The sequence below is a fragment of the Streptomyces sp. NPDC044002 genome, from assembly GCF_056434525.1.
In genome coordinates this window covers 77,599-95,430 of the sequence record NZ_JBWKEZ010000002.1, presented here as the reverse complement: position 1 = coordinate 95,430, position 17,832 = coordinate 77,599, and the positions used below count along the sequence as shown (strand labels likewise).

The window sequence follows — 17,832 nt, the reverse complement described above, 5'->3', positions numbered from 1 at the left end:
ACACGAGGCGGGTCGGCGGCATGCGGATGGGGCGCAGGGCGGTACTGCGGGCGGCTTCGGCCGGGGCTCTGGCGGCGGTGACCAGGACCGGGGCCGGGGCCCCGCCGGCGGCCGCCCGCCCGGCCGCCCCGCGCACGGACGGCCGGGCCGTGCTGCGCTTCACCCGGGCCACCAACGGCGCGGCCACCGCCACCGCCGACGGACGGCGCGTCATCGCCGAGGTGCAGAACGTCCTCTGGTCGCTGCCCCCGGACGGCGCGCCCGCCACCCCGCTCACCCCGCCCGACCTGGAACCCGGCCGGCCCGTGTTCTCCCCGGACGGACGCCGCGTCGCCATGAGCGCCTACCGCGGCGGCACCTTCCACATCTGGGTGATGCGCGCCGACGGCACCGGCCTGCGCCGCCTCACCGACGGCCCCTTCGACCACCGAGCGCCCGCCTGGTCCCCCGACGGCCGCACCCTCGCCTTCTGCTCCGAACGCGGCGGCGACCCCGTCGCCGGCAGCCCCTACCGGATCTGGACCGTCTCCCTCGCCGACGGCGGCCTGCGCCGCCTCACCGGGGCGCCGGGACAGGCCGGCCCCGGCCAGGACGGCGCCTGGGAGGACCTCGACCCGGTCTTCTCGCCCGACGGCACACGCGTCCTGTTCCTGCGCGCCACCCCGGTCGGTGAGACCCTGCCCGCCCGCACCCTCGCCTCCGTCGCCGCCGACGGGAGCGGCCCCGTACGCACCGAACACACCGTCACGGGCGACAGCCTGATGGCCCCCGCCCTGTCCCCGGCCGGCCGCACCGCATGGCTGTCCGCCGCCCCCGGCCCCCGCAGGGCCGAGAAGCTCACCCTGTACGCCGACGGCCGCCCCGTCCCCCTCGACGGCGACCTCGCCCCCGCGCCCCCGCGCTGGATCGGCGACGACCGGCTGCTGATCACCCTCGACGGCCGGTTCCGGGTGATCCGCCCGCACCGCGACGGCCCCGCCCGGGACATCCCCCTCGACGCCACCCTCGAAGTGCCCCGGCCCCGCTACCGGGTCAAGGAGTACGACCTCGAAGCCGACCGTCCCCGCCCCGTCCGCGGCATCCACCTGCCCGCCCTCTCACCCGACGCCCGCAGCGTCGCCTTCGCCGCACTCGGCGCCCTGTGGACCGCACCCGTCACCGGCGGAGCCCCGCGCCGGATCCTCCAGGCCCCCGCCACCGCCTACGTCCAGGGCCCCGTGTGGACCCCCGACGGACGCGCCCTGCTCTACACCGACGACCGCGACGGGCTGAACACCGTACGCCGCCGCGAACTCGCCGACGGCCGCGACGGCGTGCTCTCCCCGCCCGGCCGCGTCTACGGCGCCCTCTCCCCGGACGGCACCCGCCTCGCCGCCCTCGACCTCGCCGGGCGGCTGATCGTCCGCGACCTCGCCTCCGCCACCGACACCCCCCTCGTCGCCGCCCTCGGCGGCGGGGGCCTGCCCGGCCCGCCCAGCTGGTCCCCCGACGGCCGCCACCTCGCCCTCTGCGACCGCAACCGGCTCAGCCGCCGCTTCCGCGAGGGCTACAACCTGATCCGGATCGTCGACACCGCCACCGGAACCGCCCGCCTGCACGCCCTCGCCCCGCACACCTCCCTCTCCGACCGCTACGCCTCCGGCCCGGTCTGGTCCCCCGACGGCCGCCACCTGGCCTGCGTCGCCGAATCCGCGCTCTGGCTGCTGCCCGTCACCCCCGACGGCACCCCCGCCGGCCCCGCCCGCCGCCTCACGGACGAAGCCGCCGACCACCCCTCCTGGTCCGCCGACTCCCGCACCCTGCTCTACCAGTCCAACGCCCGGCTGCGGCTGCTCTCCCTCCGCCCCGACGGCACCCCGGACGGGGCACCCCGCACCGTCCCCGTCTCCCTGACCTACCGCCGCCCCGAACCCGTCGACGCCGTCGTCCACGCCGGGCTCCTGTGGGACGCCACCGGCACCCCGCCCCGCGCCGACGTCGACCTGCTCGTCAGCGGCGGCCGCATCACCGCCGTCGAACCGCACCGCCCGCGCCGACGGGCCGCCCGCACCGTCGACGCCTCCCGGGGCACCGTCCTGCCGGGGCTGTGGGACGCGCACGTCCACCCGTACCCGTACACCTACGGAGCCCGCCAGGGCGCCCTGCACCTGGCCTACGGCATCACCACCGCCGTCTCCCCCGGCGGCTCCGCCTACGAACAGGCCCGCCTGCGCGAGGACATCCGCGCCGGCCGCCTCGCCGCCCCCCGGCTGCTGGCCGGCGGGGAACTCCTCGACGGGTCCCGCGTCGCCTACAGCATGGGCCGCGCCCACCGCACCCACGCCGGACTCGCCCGCTCCCTGGCCCGCGCCGAAGCCCTGGACTGGGACTTCGTCAAGACCTACGTCCGCGCCCCCTACGCCTTCATGGAGGAGGCCGCCCGCTTCGCCCGCGAGGTGCTCGGCGTCCGCTCCGGCTCCCACCTGTGCGCCCCCGGCATCCAGTCCGGCCAGGACCTGACCACCCACCTGGTCGCCACCGAACGCGCCGAGTACGGCCACGGCGCGACCCCCGCCGGCCACACCCAGCAGGACACCCTGGAGGTCTACACCCGCGGCGGCTTCGACCTCGTCGCCACCCCCTTCACCGCCCTGCCCCTGATCGGCGCCGACCCCTCGCTCGCCGCCGACCGCCGGGTCACCGCCATGATGCCGCCCTGGGACGCGGCCGCCCTCAAGGCCGCCGCCGCCAAGCCGCCGACCCCCGAGCAGGACACCGCCCTCGAACGGGAAGTCGCCGTCTACCGCGCCGTCCTCGCGGGCGGCGGCCGCGTCGCCCTCGGCACCGACGCCCCGCTCACCCCCGTCGGCCTCCACCTCCACCTCGCCCTGCGCGCCCTCCACCGGTACGGCCTCTCGCCCGCCGAGGCCCTCACCACCGCCACCCGCACCCCCGCCCGCGTCTACGGCGCCGACACCCACCTCGGCACCGCCGAACCCGGCAAGCTCGCCGACCTCACCCTCGTCGACGGCGACCCCTTCACCGACTTCGCCGACCTGGTCCGCGTACGGGCCGTCCTGCGCGCCGGCACCCACTACGAACGCGCCGACCTCGAAGCGGCCTACCCCGAACCCGCCGCCCCGGCCCCCGAACAGGCCTGGCGGCCCGTACTGCGCCAGCTGCACCGCGACTCCTGCTGCACCGCCCACCGGGTCAACGGGCGCTTCGTGTAGGGGGGTTACCCCCACCCCCCATCGGCCGGTCCGCCGGATGGGACGCCGGGGCGGGCTGAAAGAGGCTTGCCCCATGACGAACTCCCGGAACAAGGCCCTCCTCCTCGCCCTCTCCGCCGCGGCCGCCGCCACCGCGGTCACCGCCGCCACCCTCCCCGCCCAGGCGGCCGCAGCCCCCCGCGCCGAGGTGCCCGTCCTCAGCTGGCACCCCTGCGCGAAGCCGGGCGGCCCCGCCACCCAGGAGTGCGCCGACCTCCCCGTCCCCCTCGACTACGACGACCCCGCGGGCCCGCAGATCAAGGTGGCCGTCTCCCGGATCCGCAGCGACCGCCCCCAGGCCCGGCGCGGCACCCTCGTCGTCATCCCCGGCGGCCCGGGCGGCTCCGGCGTCCAGCGCCTCACCCAGAAGGGCGCCGCCCTCCAGCAGCAGCTCGCCGGCGCGTACGACCTCGTCGCCTTCGACCCCCGCGGCGTCGGCGGCTCCACCACCGCGAGCTGCGGGCTCGCCCCCGAGGACCGCTACCTCACCGCCCTGCGCTCCTGGCCCGCCGCCGACGGCGACATCACCGAGAACCTCGCCCGCTCCCGCCGCACCGCCGAGGCCTGCGCCCGCAACGGCGGACCCGTGCTGCGCAGCTTCACCACCGCCAACCAGGTCCGCGACATGGACCGCCTGCGCGCCGCCCTCGGCGAGCGCAAGCTCTCCGCCTGGGGGGTCTCGTACGGCACCTACGTGGGCGCCGTCTACGCGCAGACCTACCCCGGCCGCACCGACCGCTGGGTCCTCGACAGCAGCGGCGACCCCGACCCCAAGCGGGTCGCCCGCGGCTGGCTGGCCAACATGGCCCAGGGCTCCGACGACCGCTTCCCCGACTTCGCCGCCTGGGCCGCCCACCCCGACCGCGACCGGGACGGCCTGCGCCTCGCACAGCGCCCCGAGGACGTCGAACCCCTCCTGCTCTCCCTCTTCGCCTCCCTGGACCGCGCGCCCCGCCCCTCCACCACCCCCGGCGTGCCCCTGACCGGCAACGGCCTGCGCCAGGCCCTCCAGAACACCCTCTACAGCGACTCCGCCTTCCCCGCCTTCGCCCGGCTCGCCGCCGCCCTGCGCGACCCGGCCCACACCCCCGCCCTGCCCCCGGAGCTCGCCCGCCCCCTGCGCGACGAGGACGCCGCCCAGCTCGTCGCGGTCCTGTGCAACGACGTCGCCTGGCCCGGCGGTTCCCAGGCCGACCGGCAGCGCGCCGTCGACGAGGACCGGGCCCGCCACCCGCTGACCGCCGGCATGCCGGTCAACGTGCTCCCGTGCTCCTTCTGGAAGGACGCCCCCCAGGACAAGCCCACCAAGATCACCAACCACGGCCCCTCGGACATCCTGATGATCCAGAGCCGCCGCGACCCCTCCACCCCCCACTCCAAGAGCCTCAAGATGCGCGAGGCCCTCGGCGACCGGGCCGTGCTCGTCACCGTCGAGCAGGGCGGCCACGGCGTCTACCTCGGCAACGGCAACGCCTGCGGCGACCGCACCGTCACCCGCTTCCTCACCACCGGCCAGCGCCCCGCCCGCGACACGAGCTGCGCGAACTGAGCCCCGCCCGCCACGCGCCTTCCGGCCGCCGCTCTTCGACAACCCCGCCACCGTCGGCTTCTTCGACGACCGCACCGGCACCTGCTACAGCTCCGACTGCTTCGGCGCCCCGCTCCCCACCGCCGACCTCGCCCCCGACCACCGGCCTGACCCCCCGCCTCCTGGACACCCTCACCGCCGTCCCGGGCCTCACCCCCTACACCGGACCCGACCAGGCCGCCCTGGAACAGATGCTGGCCGCCTTCGCCCCAGGCCCGCACCAGCCCCCGCCGTCTACCATCGCCGCATGACGGCAGCCCCCGGCCCCTCCCTCGCCACCTCCCAGCGGTCCATGGGCGACCCCGCCCTGAGCTACCCCCTGTGGCCCCCGCTGCCGCGCGGCTGCCCACGCACGAGCACCCCCGCGGCGGACTTCCCGCTGGAGGTCGACTACGCCTACCAGGACACCCCCGCCGGCCTCTTCACCGCACCGCCCGACACCGCCCCCGGCGCCGGCCTGGAACGCTGGGCCCCGCTCCTGCCACCGCTCGACGCACCCGGCCTGGGGGAGGGCGGCACCCCGCTGCTCCCCTTCGGCGACGGCCTCTGGATCAAGGACGAGTCCCGCAACCCCACCTGGAGCCACAAGGACCGCCTCAACCGCGTCACCGTCAGCGCCGCCGTCCACCAGGGCGCCCCGGGCATCGCGGTCGCCTCCTCCGGCAACCACGGCGCCTCGGCCGCCGCCTACGCCGCCCGGGCCGGGCTGCGCTGCGCGGTCCTGGCCTCCGCCGACGCCCCGCCCGCCGTGGCCTCCTTCCTCAGGGCCTACGGGGCCGACGTCCTGCCCGTCCCGGTGGAACACCGCTGGCCGCTGCTGAACGAGATCCACGACCGCCTCGGCTACCACCCGGTCAGCAACCTGACCCGCACCCACACCGGCCACCCCTTCGGGTCCGAGGGCTACAAGACCATCGCCTACGAGATCCACGCCGGCCTCGGCGTCCCCGCCGCCGTGTTCACCCCCGTCGGCTACGGGGAGCTCTTGTACGGCATCTGGAAGGGCTTCGCGGAACTGCGCCGCCTCGGCGTCACGGACACCGTCCCCCGGATGTTCGGCTGCGAACCGGCCGCCGGCGGACCGCTCGCCCACGCCGTGCGCACCGGCATCCCGGCCGCCGTCGTACCGGTCGGCCCGACCGACGCGTACGCCATCGACTGCTCGGCCGGCAGCCACCGGGCGGTGCGCGCGGTCCTCGACAGCGGCGGCTCGGCCCTGCTGGTGACGGACGCCGAACTGGCCCGCGCGCAGGCCCGGCTCGCCTCCCAGGGGGTCTGGGCGGAGCTGTCCGCGGCGGCCGGACTCGCCGGGCTGCACCAGCGCACCGCCGCCGGTGAGCGCTTCGACGGCCCGGTGGTGTGCGTGTCCACCTCCAGCGGGTTCAAGGGGCTCGGCGTGGGCGCGGAGCCCCTGGTCCCGGTCGAGCCCACCTGGGAGGCGGTCTCCCGGATCCTGCGGCGCTGAACCGCCTCCGTACGGGGGCCGGGGAGGGGATCCCCCGCGCGTCACACCACCGCCCGCCGGGGCGGTGGTTGACTGGCCGGATGCCGCTCGACTCCTACGGGGTGCTGTCGGGAACGCTGCACCGCCACTTCCGAGACACGCCGGACACCCAGGGGCACTGGTTCCACGTCAACCTGGAGGTGGACGCGCCCGCCGGCCGGTACCGGTGCGCGGTCGACGTGGACAGCAAACAGTCCACCACCGGCGTCCAGTGGAAGGTGTTCACCCTGGCCGCCTCCGTGCTCGACCCGGTGCCCTCCCTGGACCCCGGCTACCACGAGCTCTCCATGAGCTCCGGCTCCGGCGCCCTCGACTACCAGCGGCACCCGGCCCTCCAGCACCGGCCCGGCTGCGCCTTCCCCGTCCGCCCGCCCGCGTGGCTCCGGGAGCTGACGGCCCGGCTGAACCCGCCCCGCCCCTGGATCTCGGGCTCCAACCTCGACGCGGCGCAGGCCCTGGAACCCATGCTGCTGCCCGGCCGGGAGATCATGGTCTTCGGGGAGCCCTTCGACCACGGGCTCGGCATGCACAACATCCACCAGAACCAGGGCGATCCGCACGGCAGCCAGTGGTGGGACGACAACGGCACCTGGCAGGACGGCGCCACCCTCACCCGCCGCCCCGACGGCCTGTACGACGTCTTCCTCAACAGGTTCTCCAGCCAGGCCGAGCACACCGGCCCCGACGGCCACCCCGTCTAGGCCGTGCCGGAGGAACGCTTCGACACCTGGGCCGCGGGAGACGGCTACGAGCGCTACATGGGCCGCTGGAGCCGCCGGGTGGCCGAGGTCTTCGCGGCCTCGCTCGGGGTCGGCCCCGGCGCCCGGTGGATCGACGCCGGGTGCGGTACGGGCGCACTGGCCGGGGCGGTGGCGGCCCGCTGCCGGCCCGGGCTGGTGCTGGGCGTGGACCGGTCCGCCGCCTTCGTGGCGGCCGCCCGGGCCGCCGCCGCACCGGCCGGGGCCCCGGGGCCGGTCTTCGCGGTGGCCGACGCGCAGGCGCTCCCGGTGCGCGACGGGGCGTTCGACGCCGCGGTCAGCGCCCTCGCGCTGAACTTCCTGCCCGACCCCGGCGCGGCCGTCGCGGAGGCGGCCCGGGCGGTGCGGCCGGGCGGGCTGGTCGCCGCGTACGTATGGGACTACGCCGACGGCATGGGGTTCCTGGGGCACTTCTGGGACGCGGCCGTGGCCCTGGACCCGTCGGCGGCCGCGCTGGACGAGCGGCGCCGCTTCCCCCTGTGCCGGCCGGAGCCGCTGGGGGCGCTGTGGGCGGGGGCCGGGCTGGACGCGGTACGGGTCGTCCCGGTCGAGGTGGCGACGCCGTTCGCCGGCTTCGCGGACCTGTGGGAGCCCTTCCTGGCCGGACAGGGCCCCGCGCCCGGCTACGTGGCCTCCCTGACCCCCGCCGCGCGCGGGCGGCTGCGCGCGGCGCTCGCCCGCGCCCTGCCCGTCCGGGCCGACGGGTCGATCGCGCTGACCGCCCGCGCCTGGGCGGTCAGCGGCCGCCGAACAGGTCGCTGAAGGGGTCCGAGGCCTCGGCCCGGACGGCCGGGAGCTGCCGGTAGAGGGCGCTGCCCGGGCACTCGGTGGCGAAGACGTCGCGGTGGCCGGAGACCCGCTCCACCGTCACCCGCTGCCCGGCCCTGAAGCGCCCGTTGTCGATGGAGGAGGTCAGCTCGACGGTGCCCGAGGGGGCGTGCCCGTACCGGCCGAGGGCCCAGGCGGCGAGCCGCGCGACGGCCGCCGTGGCCTCCGGCGGGGCCTCCACGTCGGTGTAGTGGCCGATCACCGCGACCCCGACGGTGTCGGCGTTGAAGCCGAGGGTGTGCGCCCCGGTGACCGGCCGGCCGGAGCCGCCGGCCCGGCCCTCGAAGACCGTGCCGCACTTGTCGACCACGTAGTTGTAGCCGAGGTCCTTCCAGCCGTTGACCCGCTGGTGGAGGGCCTGCAGGCCGCGTACGACGGCGGGGGAGTCGGTGCACTCGTAGTCGTTGCTCTGGGCGGTGTGGTGGACGAACACGGCCTTGACGTCCCTGCCGTAGACGGCGGCCTCGCCGGGGCCCCCGGCCGCGCCCCAGCCCTCGCGCGGGACGATCCGGGGCCGGGAGCCGGCGGCCGCCCCGTAGGCCGCGGGCACCGGCACGGGCGCGGCGGGGCGGGGGTCCGGCCCGGGGTCGACCAGGTCGAGGCGCAGCCCGGCTGGCAGTTCCCCGCCGGCGCCCGCCGCGCGCACCTCCACGGCGTCGGACGGCCCGGCCCACCACGGTTCCCCGCCCTCCACCACCGTCCACGGCGACCAGTGGCCGGAGCCCCGCTGCCGGGCGCGGACCCGGTACGTGCCGGCGCCCGGCCCGCCGGGGAGGCCGGCGGGGGCGGTGACGGCCAGCATGCTGAAGGGGGTCCGGGCGTCCGCGAGGACGGGGGCGCCGGCCGAGGTCAGGGTCACGGCGCGCGGGGGAGCGGCGGCCGGTTCCCCGCCGACCGCGGCCAGGGTGACGAGCAGACAGCTCAGGGCGGCGGTGGTGGGCGTCAGCGGGAATCCGCGGGTGCGCAAGTCGGCTCTCTCCAGGATTCCCGGACGGCGGTGGACGCGAACCGGAACAGCGGCTGCTCCGACACGCCCCCGAACCGGTTCCTGGCCCCGAGGACACAAGGCGCCGACCGGGCTGGAAGTGCCCGGCCGGCGCTCTGTGCACTTCGCTGACCGCCCCCTTCAACGAGCCGGCGGCCCGGGGGTCACGGCCTGCGGCCGTCGGGTTCCTCCGCTCCCGCCGCTCAGTTGGCCGCGTACACCCGTACCGCGAACTCCGCGATGTCCGCGTCGGAGAGGTTCTTGGCCAGATTGGCCTCGGTGATCATGCCGACGAGGCGGCGGCCGCCTTCCACGTCGATGACGGGCAGCCGCTTGATCTGGTGGACCTCCATGGTGTCCAGCGCCTCCATGGCGTTGCTGTCGGCGTCGATCCAGTGCAGGTTGCCCGCCAGGTCGCCGGCCCGCATCGCCGCCGGGTCCTTGCCGTCGGCGCAGCACTTGATCACGATGTCACGGTCCGTGATCATCCCCTGGAGGCGTCCGTCGTCCCCGCAGATCGGCAGGCAGCCGACGTTCAGCTCGCGCATCATCCTGGCCGCGTCCTGCAGGGACTGGTCCTCGCGTACGCACTGCACGCCCTTGGTCATGATGTCCCGGGCCCGCAGGTTCCTGTCCATGGTTCCTCCTTCCGTGCCCTTCCCTACGAGCACAGCACGGATGGACCGGCGCTGCCCGCCGGGAGCGTCAGGGCCCGGACCCGGCAAGATTCTTGACCGTTCGTTCCAGATGGCTTTATGATCTTCGACGTGGCAAGGACCAAGGAATTCGATCCGGACGCCGTGCTCCAGTCGGCCCTAGAGCTGTTCTGGCGGCGCGGCTACGAAGCGACGTCGGTGGCCGACCTCGTCGAACACCTCGGCATCGGGCGGGCCAGCATCTACGCGACCTTCGGCAGCAAGCACGAGCTCTACCTGAAGGCGCTGGACCGCTACGCCGAGACGTTCGACCCGCTGCTGCTGGACCAGCTCTCCGCGCCCGGCCCGGCGCTGCCCGGCGTACGGGCCGTCGTGCGCCGCTTCGCCGCCGAGGCCGGGTCCCCGGCGGACCGGCTCAGCGGGTGCTTCATCACCAACACCGCGGCCGAGCTGGCCTCCCACGACGCCGCGGCCGCCCGCCGGGTCGAGGTGAGCTGGGACCGCTTCGAGACCCTGCTCCACTCGGCGCTCGTCCGCGCCCAGGGGCAGGGGGAGCTGGCGGGCGACCGCGATCCGCGGGCGCTGGCCCGGATGCTGCTGGTCCTGCTCCAGGGCGTCCGCGTCGTCGGCAAGGCCTCGGACGACCCCGCCCGCGTCCGGGACGCGGCGGAACAGGCGCTGTCCCTGCTGGGCTGACGGCCCGGCGCCCCGAGCGCCCCTGCCATGTCCTTTCACATGCCCTCGCATGCCCGAATTCTGAACCGATCGTTCAAATATGGGGCTCGTCGCCCCGTGAAGGAGTCACCGCAGATGAACCGCTTCACCGGCAAGACCGTCCTCGTGACCGGCGCCGGTTCCGGCCTCGGCCGGGCCATCGCCCTCGCCTTCGGCGCCGAGGGCGCCTCCGTCGTGGCCGCGGGCCGTACCGCCGCCACCCTGGACGAGACGGTCGCCCTCATCGAGGCGGCCGGCGGCACCGCCGCCGCCGTACCCGCCGACGTGACCAACTCGGGCCGGGTGGAGGACCTCGTCCGCGAGACCGTGGCCCGCTTCGGCGGACTGGACGTCGCCGTCAACAACGCCGGCATACTCCGCGGCATCGGACCGGTCGCCGACGTCGGCGAGGACGACTGGGACGCGGTCCAGCGCACCAACGTCACCGGCGTCTGGCTGGCGATGAAGCACGAGATCGCGTACATGAGGCAGAACGGCGGAGGCGCCATCGTCAACATCTCCTCCAACCTGGGCGCGCACATGCGGATCCCCAACGCCGCCGCCTACATTGCCTCCAAGGCGGCCGTCTCCGCCCTCACCCGGGCCGCGGCCCTCGACCACATCCACGAGGGCGTGCGCATCAACGCGGTCAGCCCCGGCGCCGCCGCCGGCCCCATGTCGCTGCGGCCCGGCGAGACCGAGGCCGACCGCGCCGAGCGGATGAAGGCGGAGAACCCCCTCGGCCGCCTCGCGGAGGCCGAGGAGGTGGCCGCCGCCGTGCTCTACCTCGCCTCGCCCGCGGCCGGCTCGGTCGTCGGCACCGACCTCGTCATCGACAGCGGCTCCTCCGCCTGAGCCGCGCCGCGGGCGGCCGGAGACGGCAGCGGCCGCCCCGCGCAGGCGGCGTCCGCCTCCGGCATCCGGCCGTCGAGCAGGAAGTCCTCGACGTAGCGGTCCACGCAGGCGTTCCGCGACTGGTAGGTGCCGTGGTCGCCGCCGCCGACCGTGATCAGGCGCGATCCCGGGAGCCGTCCGTGGGCCCGTACGGCTCCCTCGTAGTAGGTGGCCGGGTCGTGCTCCGAGTTGAGCATCAGGACCGGCGGCAGGCCCCGGCCGGTCACCTCCACGCGCGGGGCGCCGGAGCGCGGCCAGGCGGCGCAGACCGAGGTGAAGGCCAGCTCCCGCGCGCCCGCCATGGGGTACGCGCGGCTGTCCGCCCCGCTCCTGCGCACCCAGTACGCGGTGTCGCGGTTCCAGGGGGTGTCCTGGCAGACCACGGAGAAGAAGTCCGCGGCGAACCGGGCGTCCATCGGGTGCTTCAGCTTCTGCGCGAGGGCGCGGCGGGTCGCGGCCGGGGCGCTCGCCGGGTCCTCCAGGACGGCGAGGAGCCCCGCCAGGTCCGGGAAGCGGTCGCCGCTGTAGATGATGCCGGTCGCCGCGGCGTCCAGGTGGTCGGGCAGGACGCGGGTGCCCTCCAGGTCGAGCGGGTGCTCGCGCAGCGAGGCGCGCAGCCGCTCGTACGAGGCCTTGGCCTCCTCGGGCGTCCTGCCCCGGTGGTAGGTCGCGTCGTTCGCCGCCAGCCACGGCAGGAAGTCCTGTTCGAACCGGCGCTGGAAGCTCATCGGCTGCCCCGTCAGGAAGTCCTGCCAGCTGCCGCTGAAGTCGATGTTGCTGTCGAGCACCACCCGCTCGACCCGGCGCGGGAAGCGGGTCGCGTAGACGGCGCCGAGGTAGGTGGCGTAGGACGGGCCGTAGTACGACACCTGCGGCACGCCGAGCAGGGTCCGGTACAGGTCCATGTCGTGCGCGGCCTGGTCGGTGGTGATGTGGGGCAGCAGGCCGCCCGAGTTGCGCCGGCAGTCGCGTACGAAGTCCCGCGCGCGCTCCACGGTCCCGCGCACGGCCTCCTCCGAGCGGTCGCGCAGGTCGCCGCCCGCGAACAGGGCGTCCACCGCGTCCTGCCCGGAGCAGACCACGTTCGTGCTCGCCCCCACTCCCCGCTGGTCGAAGCTCACGATGTCGTACGCGGCCGCCAGCTTCGGCGCGTACGAGGCCAGGCCCGCCGGCCGCCCCAGCCCCGAGGCCCCCGGGCCGCCGGCGGCCATCATCAGGACGCCGCGCCGGGCGGCGGGGTCCGTGGCGCGGTGCCGCGACACGGCCACCGTGAGGTCCGGCCCCCGGCCCGGGTGGTACCAGTCGCGGGGTACCGCCATCGAGGCGCACTCCAGCGGACCCGAGTCGCAGGGCCGCCAGTCGAGCCGCTGGTTCGCGTACCGTGCCGGTATCGCACGGGTCTCGGCCCCCGGCGCGGCGTGCGCGGGGACGGCGGGCAGGGCCGCCACGGCGAGCAGCCCGCAGGCGGCGGCCGCGGCCCGGCGCGCGGTCTTCTTCAACAGGTCCATCTGGGTGGTCTCTTCCCCGTCGCGGTGATCGGTCGTGACGATCCTCCGCGAATCGGGGGCCGGGGACGATCTCCCCACCACCCGTGTCCGGGGTGGTGCTGGTGCCACCCCCGCCGTCAGGCGCGGCGGACCAGACGCGTCGTCAAGTGGTGCTGGAGCGGCTGTCCCACGGCCGCCATGTCGTGCACGACCGTCAGGCCCTCGCCGTCGAGGGCGTAGCGGCGGCGGGTGCCGGTGACCTCCTTGGCCAGCGGGGTCAGCGACACGTCCTTGGTCTCGATCTCGATCTCCAGCCCGGCCGCGGCCGGGGCGGACACCCGCCCGGTGTACGTCTCGACGATTCCGGTCGGGTGGGCGAGCACCACCTCCAGCGAGGCGTCGGGCGTCACCCGCCACCAACCGGCCTCCCGGCCCGCAGGCCGCACCGGGGCGCCGTCCGCGTCGACCAGCCACGCGCGCGCCTCGTAGCGCAGGAAGGGCCGGCCGTCGTGGCTGAAGGTGATCTCCTGCTCGTACCGGAAGTCCTGCTCCAGGGTGGGGTACTCGCCCTGCCCCCGCCCGTGCCAGCGCCCCAGCAGGGGCAGCACCGGAGCCAGCAGCGGATGCGGCTCGGGCCCCTCCCCGAGGACGTGGCTGTCGGGGTAGGGATTCTCCTGCGCCGGCTCGAACATGTTCACCTTGCCCGTTCTGTGGTCGTCCCCCGTGCGCGTGCAGCGTAGCCCGCGGAGCCCGGCCGCTCCCGCGCGGTCCGCCGACCGGACACGACGGGGGCGCTACGCGACGAACTCCTCGTCCCCGTACCGCACCTCGGCGGACTTCCAGTCGACGCCGAGCCGGGCCGTGAACTCCCGGGCGAGCGGCAGGTCCGCGAGCGGTGCGACGAGGATCAGCCGCCCGTCGAGGGCGACCGAGCCGCCGCCGAGCCGCTCCCGGGCCACGGGGTCGGCGAGCAGCGCGTCGCGCAGCCGGGTGGCGCTGACGCCGTCGGCCTGGATCTCGACGGCGTCGGTCTCCGGCGAGGTGCGCGGCAGGCAGCGGAACGTCAGCACGGACTCCTGCCGGTACTGCTTGCGGATGACGTCGGCGATGTGGTGCAGCCCGTTGGCGTCGACGCGGGCCACGTCGAACTCGCGCGAACGCTCGTAGGTGGCCTGCTGCTCGTCCTCGGACCAGAACACCCCGTCGAGCAGGGTCGAGGACTCGGTGCGCGCCCCGTGCGAGCGGATGATCTCCCGGACCTCGCGGTCGAAGCGGTGCAGCCGGGTGCGCAGCCGGGGGTCGGCCGGGTCCGTGATGACGGCGGTGTTGTCGGTGGCGAAGATCTCCGCAGCCGGGCAGCCGCCCGTTCCGGAGGCGGGGGAGGAGGCGTCGGCCTGGGCCGTGCCCGCCCCCGCCGATGCCAGTGCCAGGACCCCGACCGCTACCAGTGCGCGCAACCGCTTCATTCGTCAACTCCCTGCCTGTGGACGCGTGCTGCGGCGCTCCCGGGGCCGCAGCGGGCCTCATCCTAGGAGCCGGGCGGTACCCCGCGGGGGCGTGGGCACCCCATATGGCGGATAGCGGACGGTGGCTACTTGGGCACGTCCCGCGTTAGGCAGCCGCCGTCACGGGTATGGCCCAGCGGGGGAGGGGGTACGTGGTGCGGGGTGGTGGAGGCGGGGCGGCCCGGGGCGCGGCGGCGCTCGGATCGGTGGCGACCCTGGTCCTCGCCGCGTGGCTGGTCTGGCTCCTGCCCGGCCCGCAGCTGGCCGCGGTGCTCGGCTTCGGTCCCGTGGACGGGGTCGTGACGGTCGCCGAGTGCCACGAGGCCGCCGACGTGGAGGGCTACGCGGCCGGCACGCAGTGCAAGGGCCGCTACACCCCTGCCGGCGGGGGCGGGGGCCCGCAGGAGGAGATCCTGCTGGAGACGGCCGCGGAGGAGCACCGGCCGGGCTCCGAGGTGGAGGTCCGCACCGCGCACGGGAAGGCGTACGAACTGTCGGGCTTCGCCGTCGGCAACCTGGGCGTGGCGACCGGGCTGCTCCTCGTCCCCTTCGTCGCCCTGGCGGCCTGGCTGGGGGCCTGCGCGCGGCGGGGGGAGGCCGTGGACGGGGGCGCCTTCGTGCTTTCGGCGCTGGCCGCGATGGTGGCCGTGGTGGTGCTGGGCGTGGCGGCCGGTCTCCTCGTGGGGCTCCTCACGGCCCTCTTCTGAGCGCGCCGCACCTGTCCGGCCCGGGAACGCGCGCAGCAGCCCCGAGGAGGGTGCGGGCGCTCGCCGACCGCATCGCCGCCGAACTGCGGCCCCACGGCGCCGCGGCCGTGGCCACCACCCCCGGCCTACCTCGGCCGGGCCGTCGCCGCACTGGCCGCCGACCCCGACGTCATGGCCATGTCCGGCCGGGTCCCTGGCCACCTGGGGCCGGTACCGGGAGTACGGCGTCACGGACGCCGACGGCTATGCCGTGACGGCGAGGCCCTCGATCAGCTCCGCGCCCGGGAGCCGGGCGAACAGTGCGCCCGGCGCGATCAGCTTGCCGCGCCGGCGACCGCTGCCGACCAGGACGTACGGCATGGCGCCGACCGCCGCGTCCACCAGCAGCGGCCAGCCGGCCGGCAGGCCCAGCGGGGTGATCCCGCCGGGCTCCATGCCGGTCAGCTCCACGGCCGTGGCCATCGGCGCGAAGGACACCTTCCGGGCCTCCAGGTGCCGCCGGACGACCCCGTTCACATCGGCCCGCGCCGCCGACGGCACCAGGCAGGCGGCCAGGGTGGTTTCGCCGCCCCGCTTGGCGGCGACCACCACGCAGTTCGCGGACGCCTCCAGCAGGCCGTGCCCGTAGTGCTCGACGAAGGCGGCCGTGTCCGCGATCGCCGGGTCGGTGTCCACGTAGACGATCTGCCGGGCCGTGGACGGGTCCACGTGGTGCCGGGCGCGCACCGCCTCGGCGACCGGCGCGACCAGCTCGGCCAGGCAGTCGGGGGCGGGGCGGGCGTCTTCGAAGGGTCCGATGGGGGCGCGCATGCCCGCACGTTAACAGGGTGCGCAGGTGCGAGGGCGTCGCACCTGGTCACGGCCGGTACGACGGCCGTAGCCGCAACGGGATCCGTGTGCCAACGTAGGCCCCATGGACGGCAATCGGAGCAGCGGCCGGAGCACCTCCGCGCACCGGCACGGTCACGACCACCACCACCAACACGAGCACGAGCACGGGCACGGGCACGAGCACGGCCGGCGGCACGGGCTGCGGCACCTGCTCACCCCGCACCGCCACGACACCGGCGACAAGGTCGACGCGGCCCTGGAGGCCTCCCGCGAGGGCATGCGCACGCTGTGGGTGTCCCTCGCGGTGCTCGGCGTGACCGCCGCCGCCCAAGCCGTGATCACCGCCCTGTCCGGGTCGGTCGCCCTGCTCGGCGACACGGTCCACAACACCGCCGACGCCCTGACCGCCGTACCGCTCGGCATCGCCTTCGTCCTCGGGCGGCGCGCGGCCAACCGCCGCTACACCTACGGCTACGGCCGCGCCGAGGACCTGGCGGGCGTGCTCATCGTGCTGGCCGTCGCCGCGTCCGCCGCCCTCGCCGCCTGGACGGCCGTCGACCGGCTCCTGCACCCCCGCGAGGTCACCCACCTGTGGGCCGTCTGCGCCGCAGCGCTGACCGGCTTCGCCGGCAACGAATGGGTGGCCCGGCTGCGCATCCGCACCGGCCGGCGGATCGGCTCCGCCGCCCTGGTCGCCGACGGGCTGCACGCCCGCACCGACGGGTTCACCTCCCTGGCCGTCCTGCTGGGGGCCGCGGGCACCGCGGCCGGCCTGCCGGCCGCCGACCCCGTCGTCGGCCTGTTGATCGCCCTCGCCATCCTGCTGGTGCTGGCGGACGCCGCCCGCGAGGTCTGCCGCCGGCTGATGGACTGCGTCGACCCCGCCCTCGTGGACACCGCCGAACACGCCCTGCGGCACGTGCCCGGGGTGCTCGGCGTCGGACAGCTGCGCATGCGGTGGATCGGCCACAGCCTGCGCGCCGAGGCCGACATCGTGGTCGGCGGCCACCTGACCGTCGTCCAGGCGCACGAACTCGCGCACGCCGCCGAGCACGCCCTGATCCGGGCGGTCCCCAGGATGACGGCCGCGACCGTGCACACCGGCCACCCGGCCGCGGCAGGCCACCTCACCCCCTAACGCCCCGCCTCCGCGCGGTGGACGAGGTCCGTGATCAGTCCGGCGATCGCGGGCCACAGCGCCCGCGGCAGGTCGTGGCCCATGCCGGGGAAGACCGCCAGCTCCGCCCCCGGGACGGCCCCCGCGACGGCCCGGCCGCCGCTGACGTCGCACATCGGGTCGTCGGCGCCGTGGACCACCAGCGTGGGCAGCCGCAGCGACCGGAGCCGCTCCGTACGGTCGCCCGACGCCACCGAGGCCACGGCCTGGCGGCCGACGCCGAGCGGGTCGTACGACCGGTCGAAGGCGCGGGCGGCGCGCCCGCGCACCGCTGCCTCGTCGAAGGGGAACCCCGGCGAGCCCAGCACCCGCACGGCGTTGACCGTCCGGTCCACCACCTCCTCGCGGCTCCTCGGCGGCGGCCCGGCCAGCGCGCTCAGGGCCTTCGGGTCCGGCTGCCCCACCGCCGGGTCGCCCGTCGTGGACATCAGGGAGGTCAACGACCGTACCCGGCCCGGGTGTTCGATCGCCATGGTCTGGGCGATCGCCCCTCCCAGCGACAGGCCGACGACATGGGCGCTGTCCAGGCCCAGCGCGTCCAGCAGGCCCACCGCGTCCCCGGCCATGTCGGACAGGGAGTACGAGGCCGAGGACAGGTCGCCGGCGAGCGCCGCCGGCACATCGGGCACCGGCGCGTCGGGGAAGTGGGTGGACAGGCCCGCGTCGCGGTTGTCGAACCGGACCAACTGCACGCCCCGAGCCGTCAGCTCCGCGCAGAAGCCGTCGGGCCACCCGTGCATCTGGAGGGCGATGCCCATGACCAGCAGCACCGGCGGAGCCTGAGCGTCCCCCCACCGCTCGTAGGCCACCTCGATGCCCGCGGGTCCCACGCCCACGGCCCTCTCCTCGCTCACCGTCACGCCGTCTCCTCCTGTGCAGGGGTGCAGGGGCAGACGCCGAACATACCGGGGAGGATTGGCCCGACAGGCCGTCACACGGCGGTGTCC

General features: G+C 75.9%; 16 protein-coding genes. 9 read left to right on the top strand and 7 right to left on the bottom strand.

Annotation, left to right across the window (positions count from 1 at the left end; all coding sequences use genetic code 11):
- Positions 1-20: 20 nt before the first annotated feature.
- The 5 genes from AC07A6_RS02020 (at position 21) to AC07A6_RS02000 (ending at position 7,863) form a co-directional block, all read left to right on the top strand.
- A complete protein-coding gene (locus AC07A6_RS02020) occupies positions 21-3,212 on the top strand; it encodes an amidohydrolase family protein (protein ID WP_478775684.1) in 3,192 nt (1,063 codons plus the stop codon).
- A gap of 73 nt (positions 3,213-3,285) precedes the next feature.
- The gene (locus AC07A6_RS02015) at positions 3,286-4,800 is read left to right on the top strand and encodes an alpha/beta hydrolase (RefSeq protein WP_478775683.1); all 1,515 of its coding nucleotides are present in this window, start codon (positions 3,286-3,288) and stop codon (positions 4,798-4,800) included.
- A gap of 286 nt (positions 4,801-5,086) precedes the next feature.
- Positions 5,087-6,304 carry a threonine synthase gene (locus AC07A6_RS02010; RefSeq protein ID WP_478775682.1) on the top strand — a complete coding sequence of 406 codons (1,218 nt, stop codon included), beginning with the start codon at positions 5,087-5,089 and terminating at the stop codon, positions 6,302-6,304.
- An 80-nt stretch (positions 6,305-6,384) separates the two neighbouring features.
- Positions 6,385-7,044 carry a DUF2278 family protein gene (locus tag AC07A6_RS02005; RefSeq protein WP_478775681.1) on the top strand — a complete coding sequence of 220 codons (660 nt, stop codon included), beginning with the start codon at positions 6,385-6,387 and terminating at the stop codon, positions 7,042-7,044.
- Between the two features lie 3 nt (positions 7,045-7,047).
- Positions 7,048-7,863, top strand: a complete 816-nt coding sequence (locus AC07A6_RS02000) for a class I SAM-dependent methyltransferase (RefSeq protein WP_478775680.1) — start codon at positions 7,048-7,050, stop codon at positions 7,861-7,863.
- Here AC07A6_RS02000 and AC07A6_RS01995 read toward each other — a convergent pair.
- Positions 7,838-8,896, bottom strand: coding sequence for an N-acetylmuramoyl-L-alanine amidase (locus AC07A6_RS01995; protein ID WP_478775679.1), 1,059 nt, complete (start codon positions 8,894-8,896; stop codon positions 7,838-7,840). The two genes, AC07A6_RS02000 and AC07A6_RS01995, sit on opposite strands and share 26 nt — an antisense overlap.
- A 221-nt stretch (positions 8,897-9,117) precedes the next feature.
- Complete coding sequence (locus tag AC07A6_RS01990) at positions 9,118-9,552, bottom strand: CBS domain-containing protein (RefSeq protein WP_362458613.1); 435 nt, start codon at positions 9,550-9,552, stop codon at positions 9,118-9,120.
- Between the two features lie 129 nt (positions 9,553-9,681).
- On the opposite strand from AC07A6_RS01990, the gene AC07A6_RS01985 reads away from it, so the two are divergent.
- Both AC07A6_RS01985 and AC07A6_RS01980 read left to right on the top strand, forming a co-directional pair.
- Positions 9,682-10,266, top strand: coding sequence for a TetR/AcrR family transcriptional regulator (locus tag AC07A6_RS01985; RefSeq protein WP_478775678.1), 585 nt, complete (start codon positions 9,682-9,684; stop codon positions 10,264-10,266).
- 114 nt (positions 10,267-10,380) lie between these two features.
- Positions 10,381-11,139 carry an SDR family NAD(P)-dependent oxidoreductase gene (locus AC07A6_RS01980; RefSeq protein ID WP_478775677.1) on the top strand — a complete coding sequence of 253 codons (759 nt, stop codon included), beginning with the start codon at positions 10,381-10,383 and terminating at the stop codon, positions 11,137-11,139.
- On the opposite strand, the gene AC07A6_RS01975 is transcribed toward AC07A6_RS01980, so the two are convergent.
- From AC07A6_RS01975 to AC07A6_RS01965, 3 genes are all read right to left on the bottom strand, one after another.
- Positions 11,067-12,686 (bottom strand): alpha/beta hydrolase, encoded by a 1,620-nt coding sequence (locus AC07A6_RS01975; protein ID WP_386273477.1) that lies wholly within the window; start codon positions 12,684-12,686, stop codon positions 11,067-11,069. The genes AC07A6_RS01980 and AC07A6_RS01975 overlap by 73 nt on opposite strands.
- A 116-nt stretch (positions 12,687-12,802) precedes the next feature.
- Positions 12,803-13,357 carry a heme-binding beta-barrel domain-containing protein gene (locus tag AC07A6_RS01970; protein ID WP_478775834.1) on the bottom strand — a complete coding sequence of 185 codons (555 nt, stop codon included), beginning with the start codon at positions 13,355-13,357 and terminating at the stop codon, positions 12,803-12,805.
- A gap of 102 nt (positions 13,358-13,459) precedes the next feature.
- Complete coding sequence (locus AC07A6_RS01965) at positions 13,460-14,131, bottom strand: hypothetical protein (RefSeq protein ID WP_362458626.1); 672 nt, start codon at positions 14,129-14,131, stop codon at positions 13,460-13,462.
- Positions 14,132-14,322: 191 nt separating this feature from the next.
- On the opposite strand from AC07A6_RS01965, the gene AC07A6_RS01960 reads away from it, so the two are divergent.
- On the top strand, positions 14,323-14,877 hold the full coding sequence (locus tag AC07A6_RS01960; RefSeq protein ID WP_478775676.1) for a hypothetical protein: 555 nt from the start codon (positions 14,323-14,325) through the stop codon (positions 14,875-14,877).
- 243 nt (positions 14,878-15,120) lie between these two features.
- On the opposite strand, the gene AC07A6_RS01955 is transcribed toward AC07A6_RS01960, so the two are convergent.
- A complete protein-coding gene (locus AC07A6_RS01955; protein WP_478775675.1) occupies positions 15,121-15,687 on the bottom strand; it encodes a YbaK/EbsC family protein in 567 nt (188 codons plus the stop codon).
- A gap of 103 nt (positions 15,688-15,790) precedes the next feature.
- On the opposite strand from AC07A6_RS01955, the gene AC07A6_RS01950 reads away from it, so the two are divergent.
- On the top strand, positions 15,791-16,846 hold the full coding sequence (locus AC07A6_RS01950) for a cation diffusion facilitator family transporter (RefSeq protein ID WP_478775674.1): 1,056 nt from the start codon (positions 15,791-15,793) through the stop codon (positions 16,844-16,846).
- Here the strand turns inward: AC07A6_RS01950 and AC07A6_RS01945 are convergent.
- Positions 16,843-17,739 (bottom strand): alpha/beta fold hydrolase, encoded by an 897-nt coding sequence (locus AC07A6_RS01945; protein ID WP_478775673.1) that lies wholly within the window; start codon positions 17,737-17,739, stop codon positions 16,843-16,845. The two genes, AC07A6_RS01950 and AC07A6_RS01945, sit on opposite strands and share 4 nt — an antisense overlap.
- Positions 17,740-17,832: the final 93 nt, after the last annotated feature.

Coding starts and splice junctions, on each gene's coding strand:
- AC07A6_RS02020 (WP_478775684.1), top strand. CDS start 21: ATGCGGATGGGGCGCAGGGCGGTACTGCGGGCGGCTTCGGCCGGGGCT.
- AC07A6_RS02015 (WP_478775683.1), top strand. CDS start 3,286: ATGACGAACTCCCGGAACAAGGCCCTCCTCCTCGCCCTCTCCGCCGCG.
- AC07A6_RS02010 (WP_478775682.1), top strand. CDS start 5,087: ATGACGGCAGCCCCCGGCCCCTCCCTCGCCACCTCCCAGCGGTCCATG.
- AC07A6_RS02005 (WP_478775681.1), top strand. CDS start 6,385: ATGCCGCTCGACTCCTACGGGGTGCTGTCGGGAACGCTGCACCGCCAC.
- AC07A6_RS01990 (WP_362458613.1), bottom strand. CDS start 9,552: ATGGACAGGAACCTGCGGGCCCGGGACATCATGACCAAGGGCGTGCAG.
- AC07A6_RS01980 (WP_478775677.1), top strand. CDS start 10,381: ATGAACCGCTTCACCGGCAAGACCGTCCTCGTGACCGGCGCCGGTTCC.
- AC07A6_RS01975 (WP_386273477.1), bottom strand. CDS start 12,686: ATGGACCTGTTGAAGAAGACCGCGCGCCGGGCCGCGGCCGCCGCCTGC.
- AC07A6_RS01970 (WP_478775834.1), bottom strand. CDS start 13,357: ATGTTCGAGCCGGCGCAGGAGAATCCCTACCCCGACAGCCACGTCCTC.
- AC07A6_RS01965 (WP_362458626.1), bottom strand. CDS start 14,131: ATGAAGCGGTTGCGCGCACTGGTAGCGGTCGGGGTCCTGGCACTGGCA.
- AC07A6_RS01955 (WP_478775675.1), bottom strand. CDS start 15,687: ATGCGCGCCCCCATCGGACCCTTCGAAGACGCCCGCCCCGCCCCCGAC.
- AC07A6_RS01950 (WP_478775674.1), top strand. CDS start 15,791: ATGGACGGCAATCGGAGCAGCGGCCGGAGCACCTCCGCGCACCGGCAC.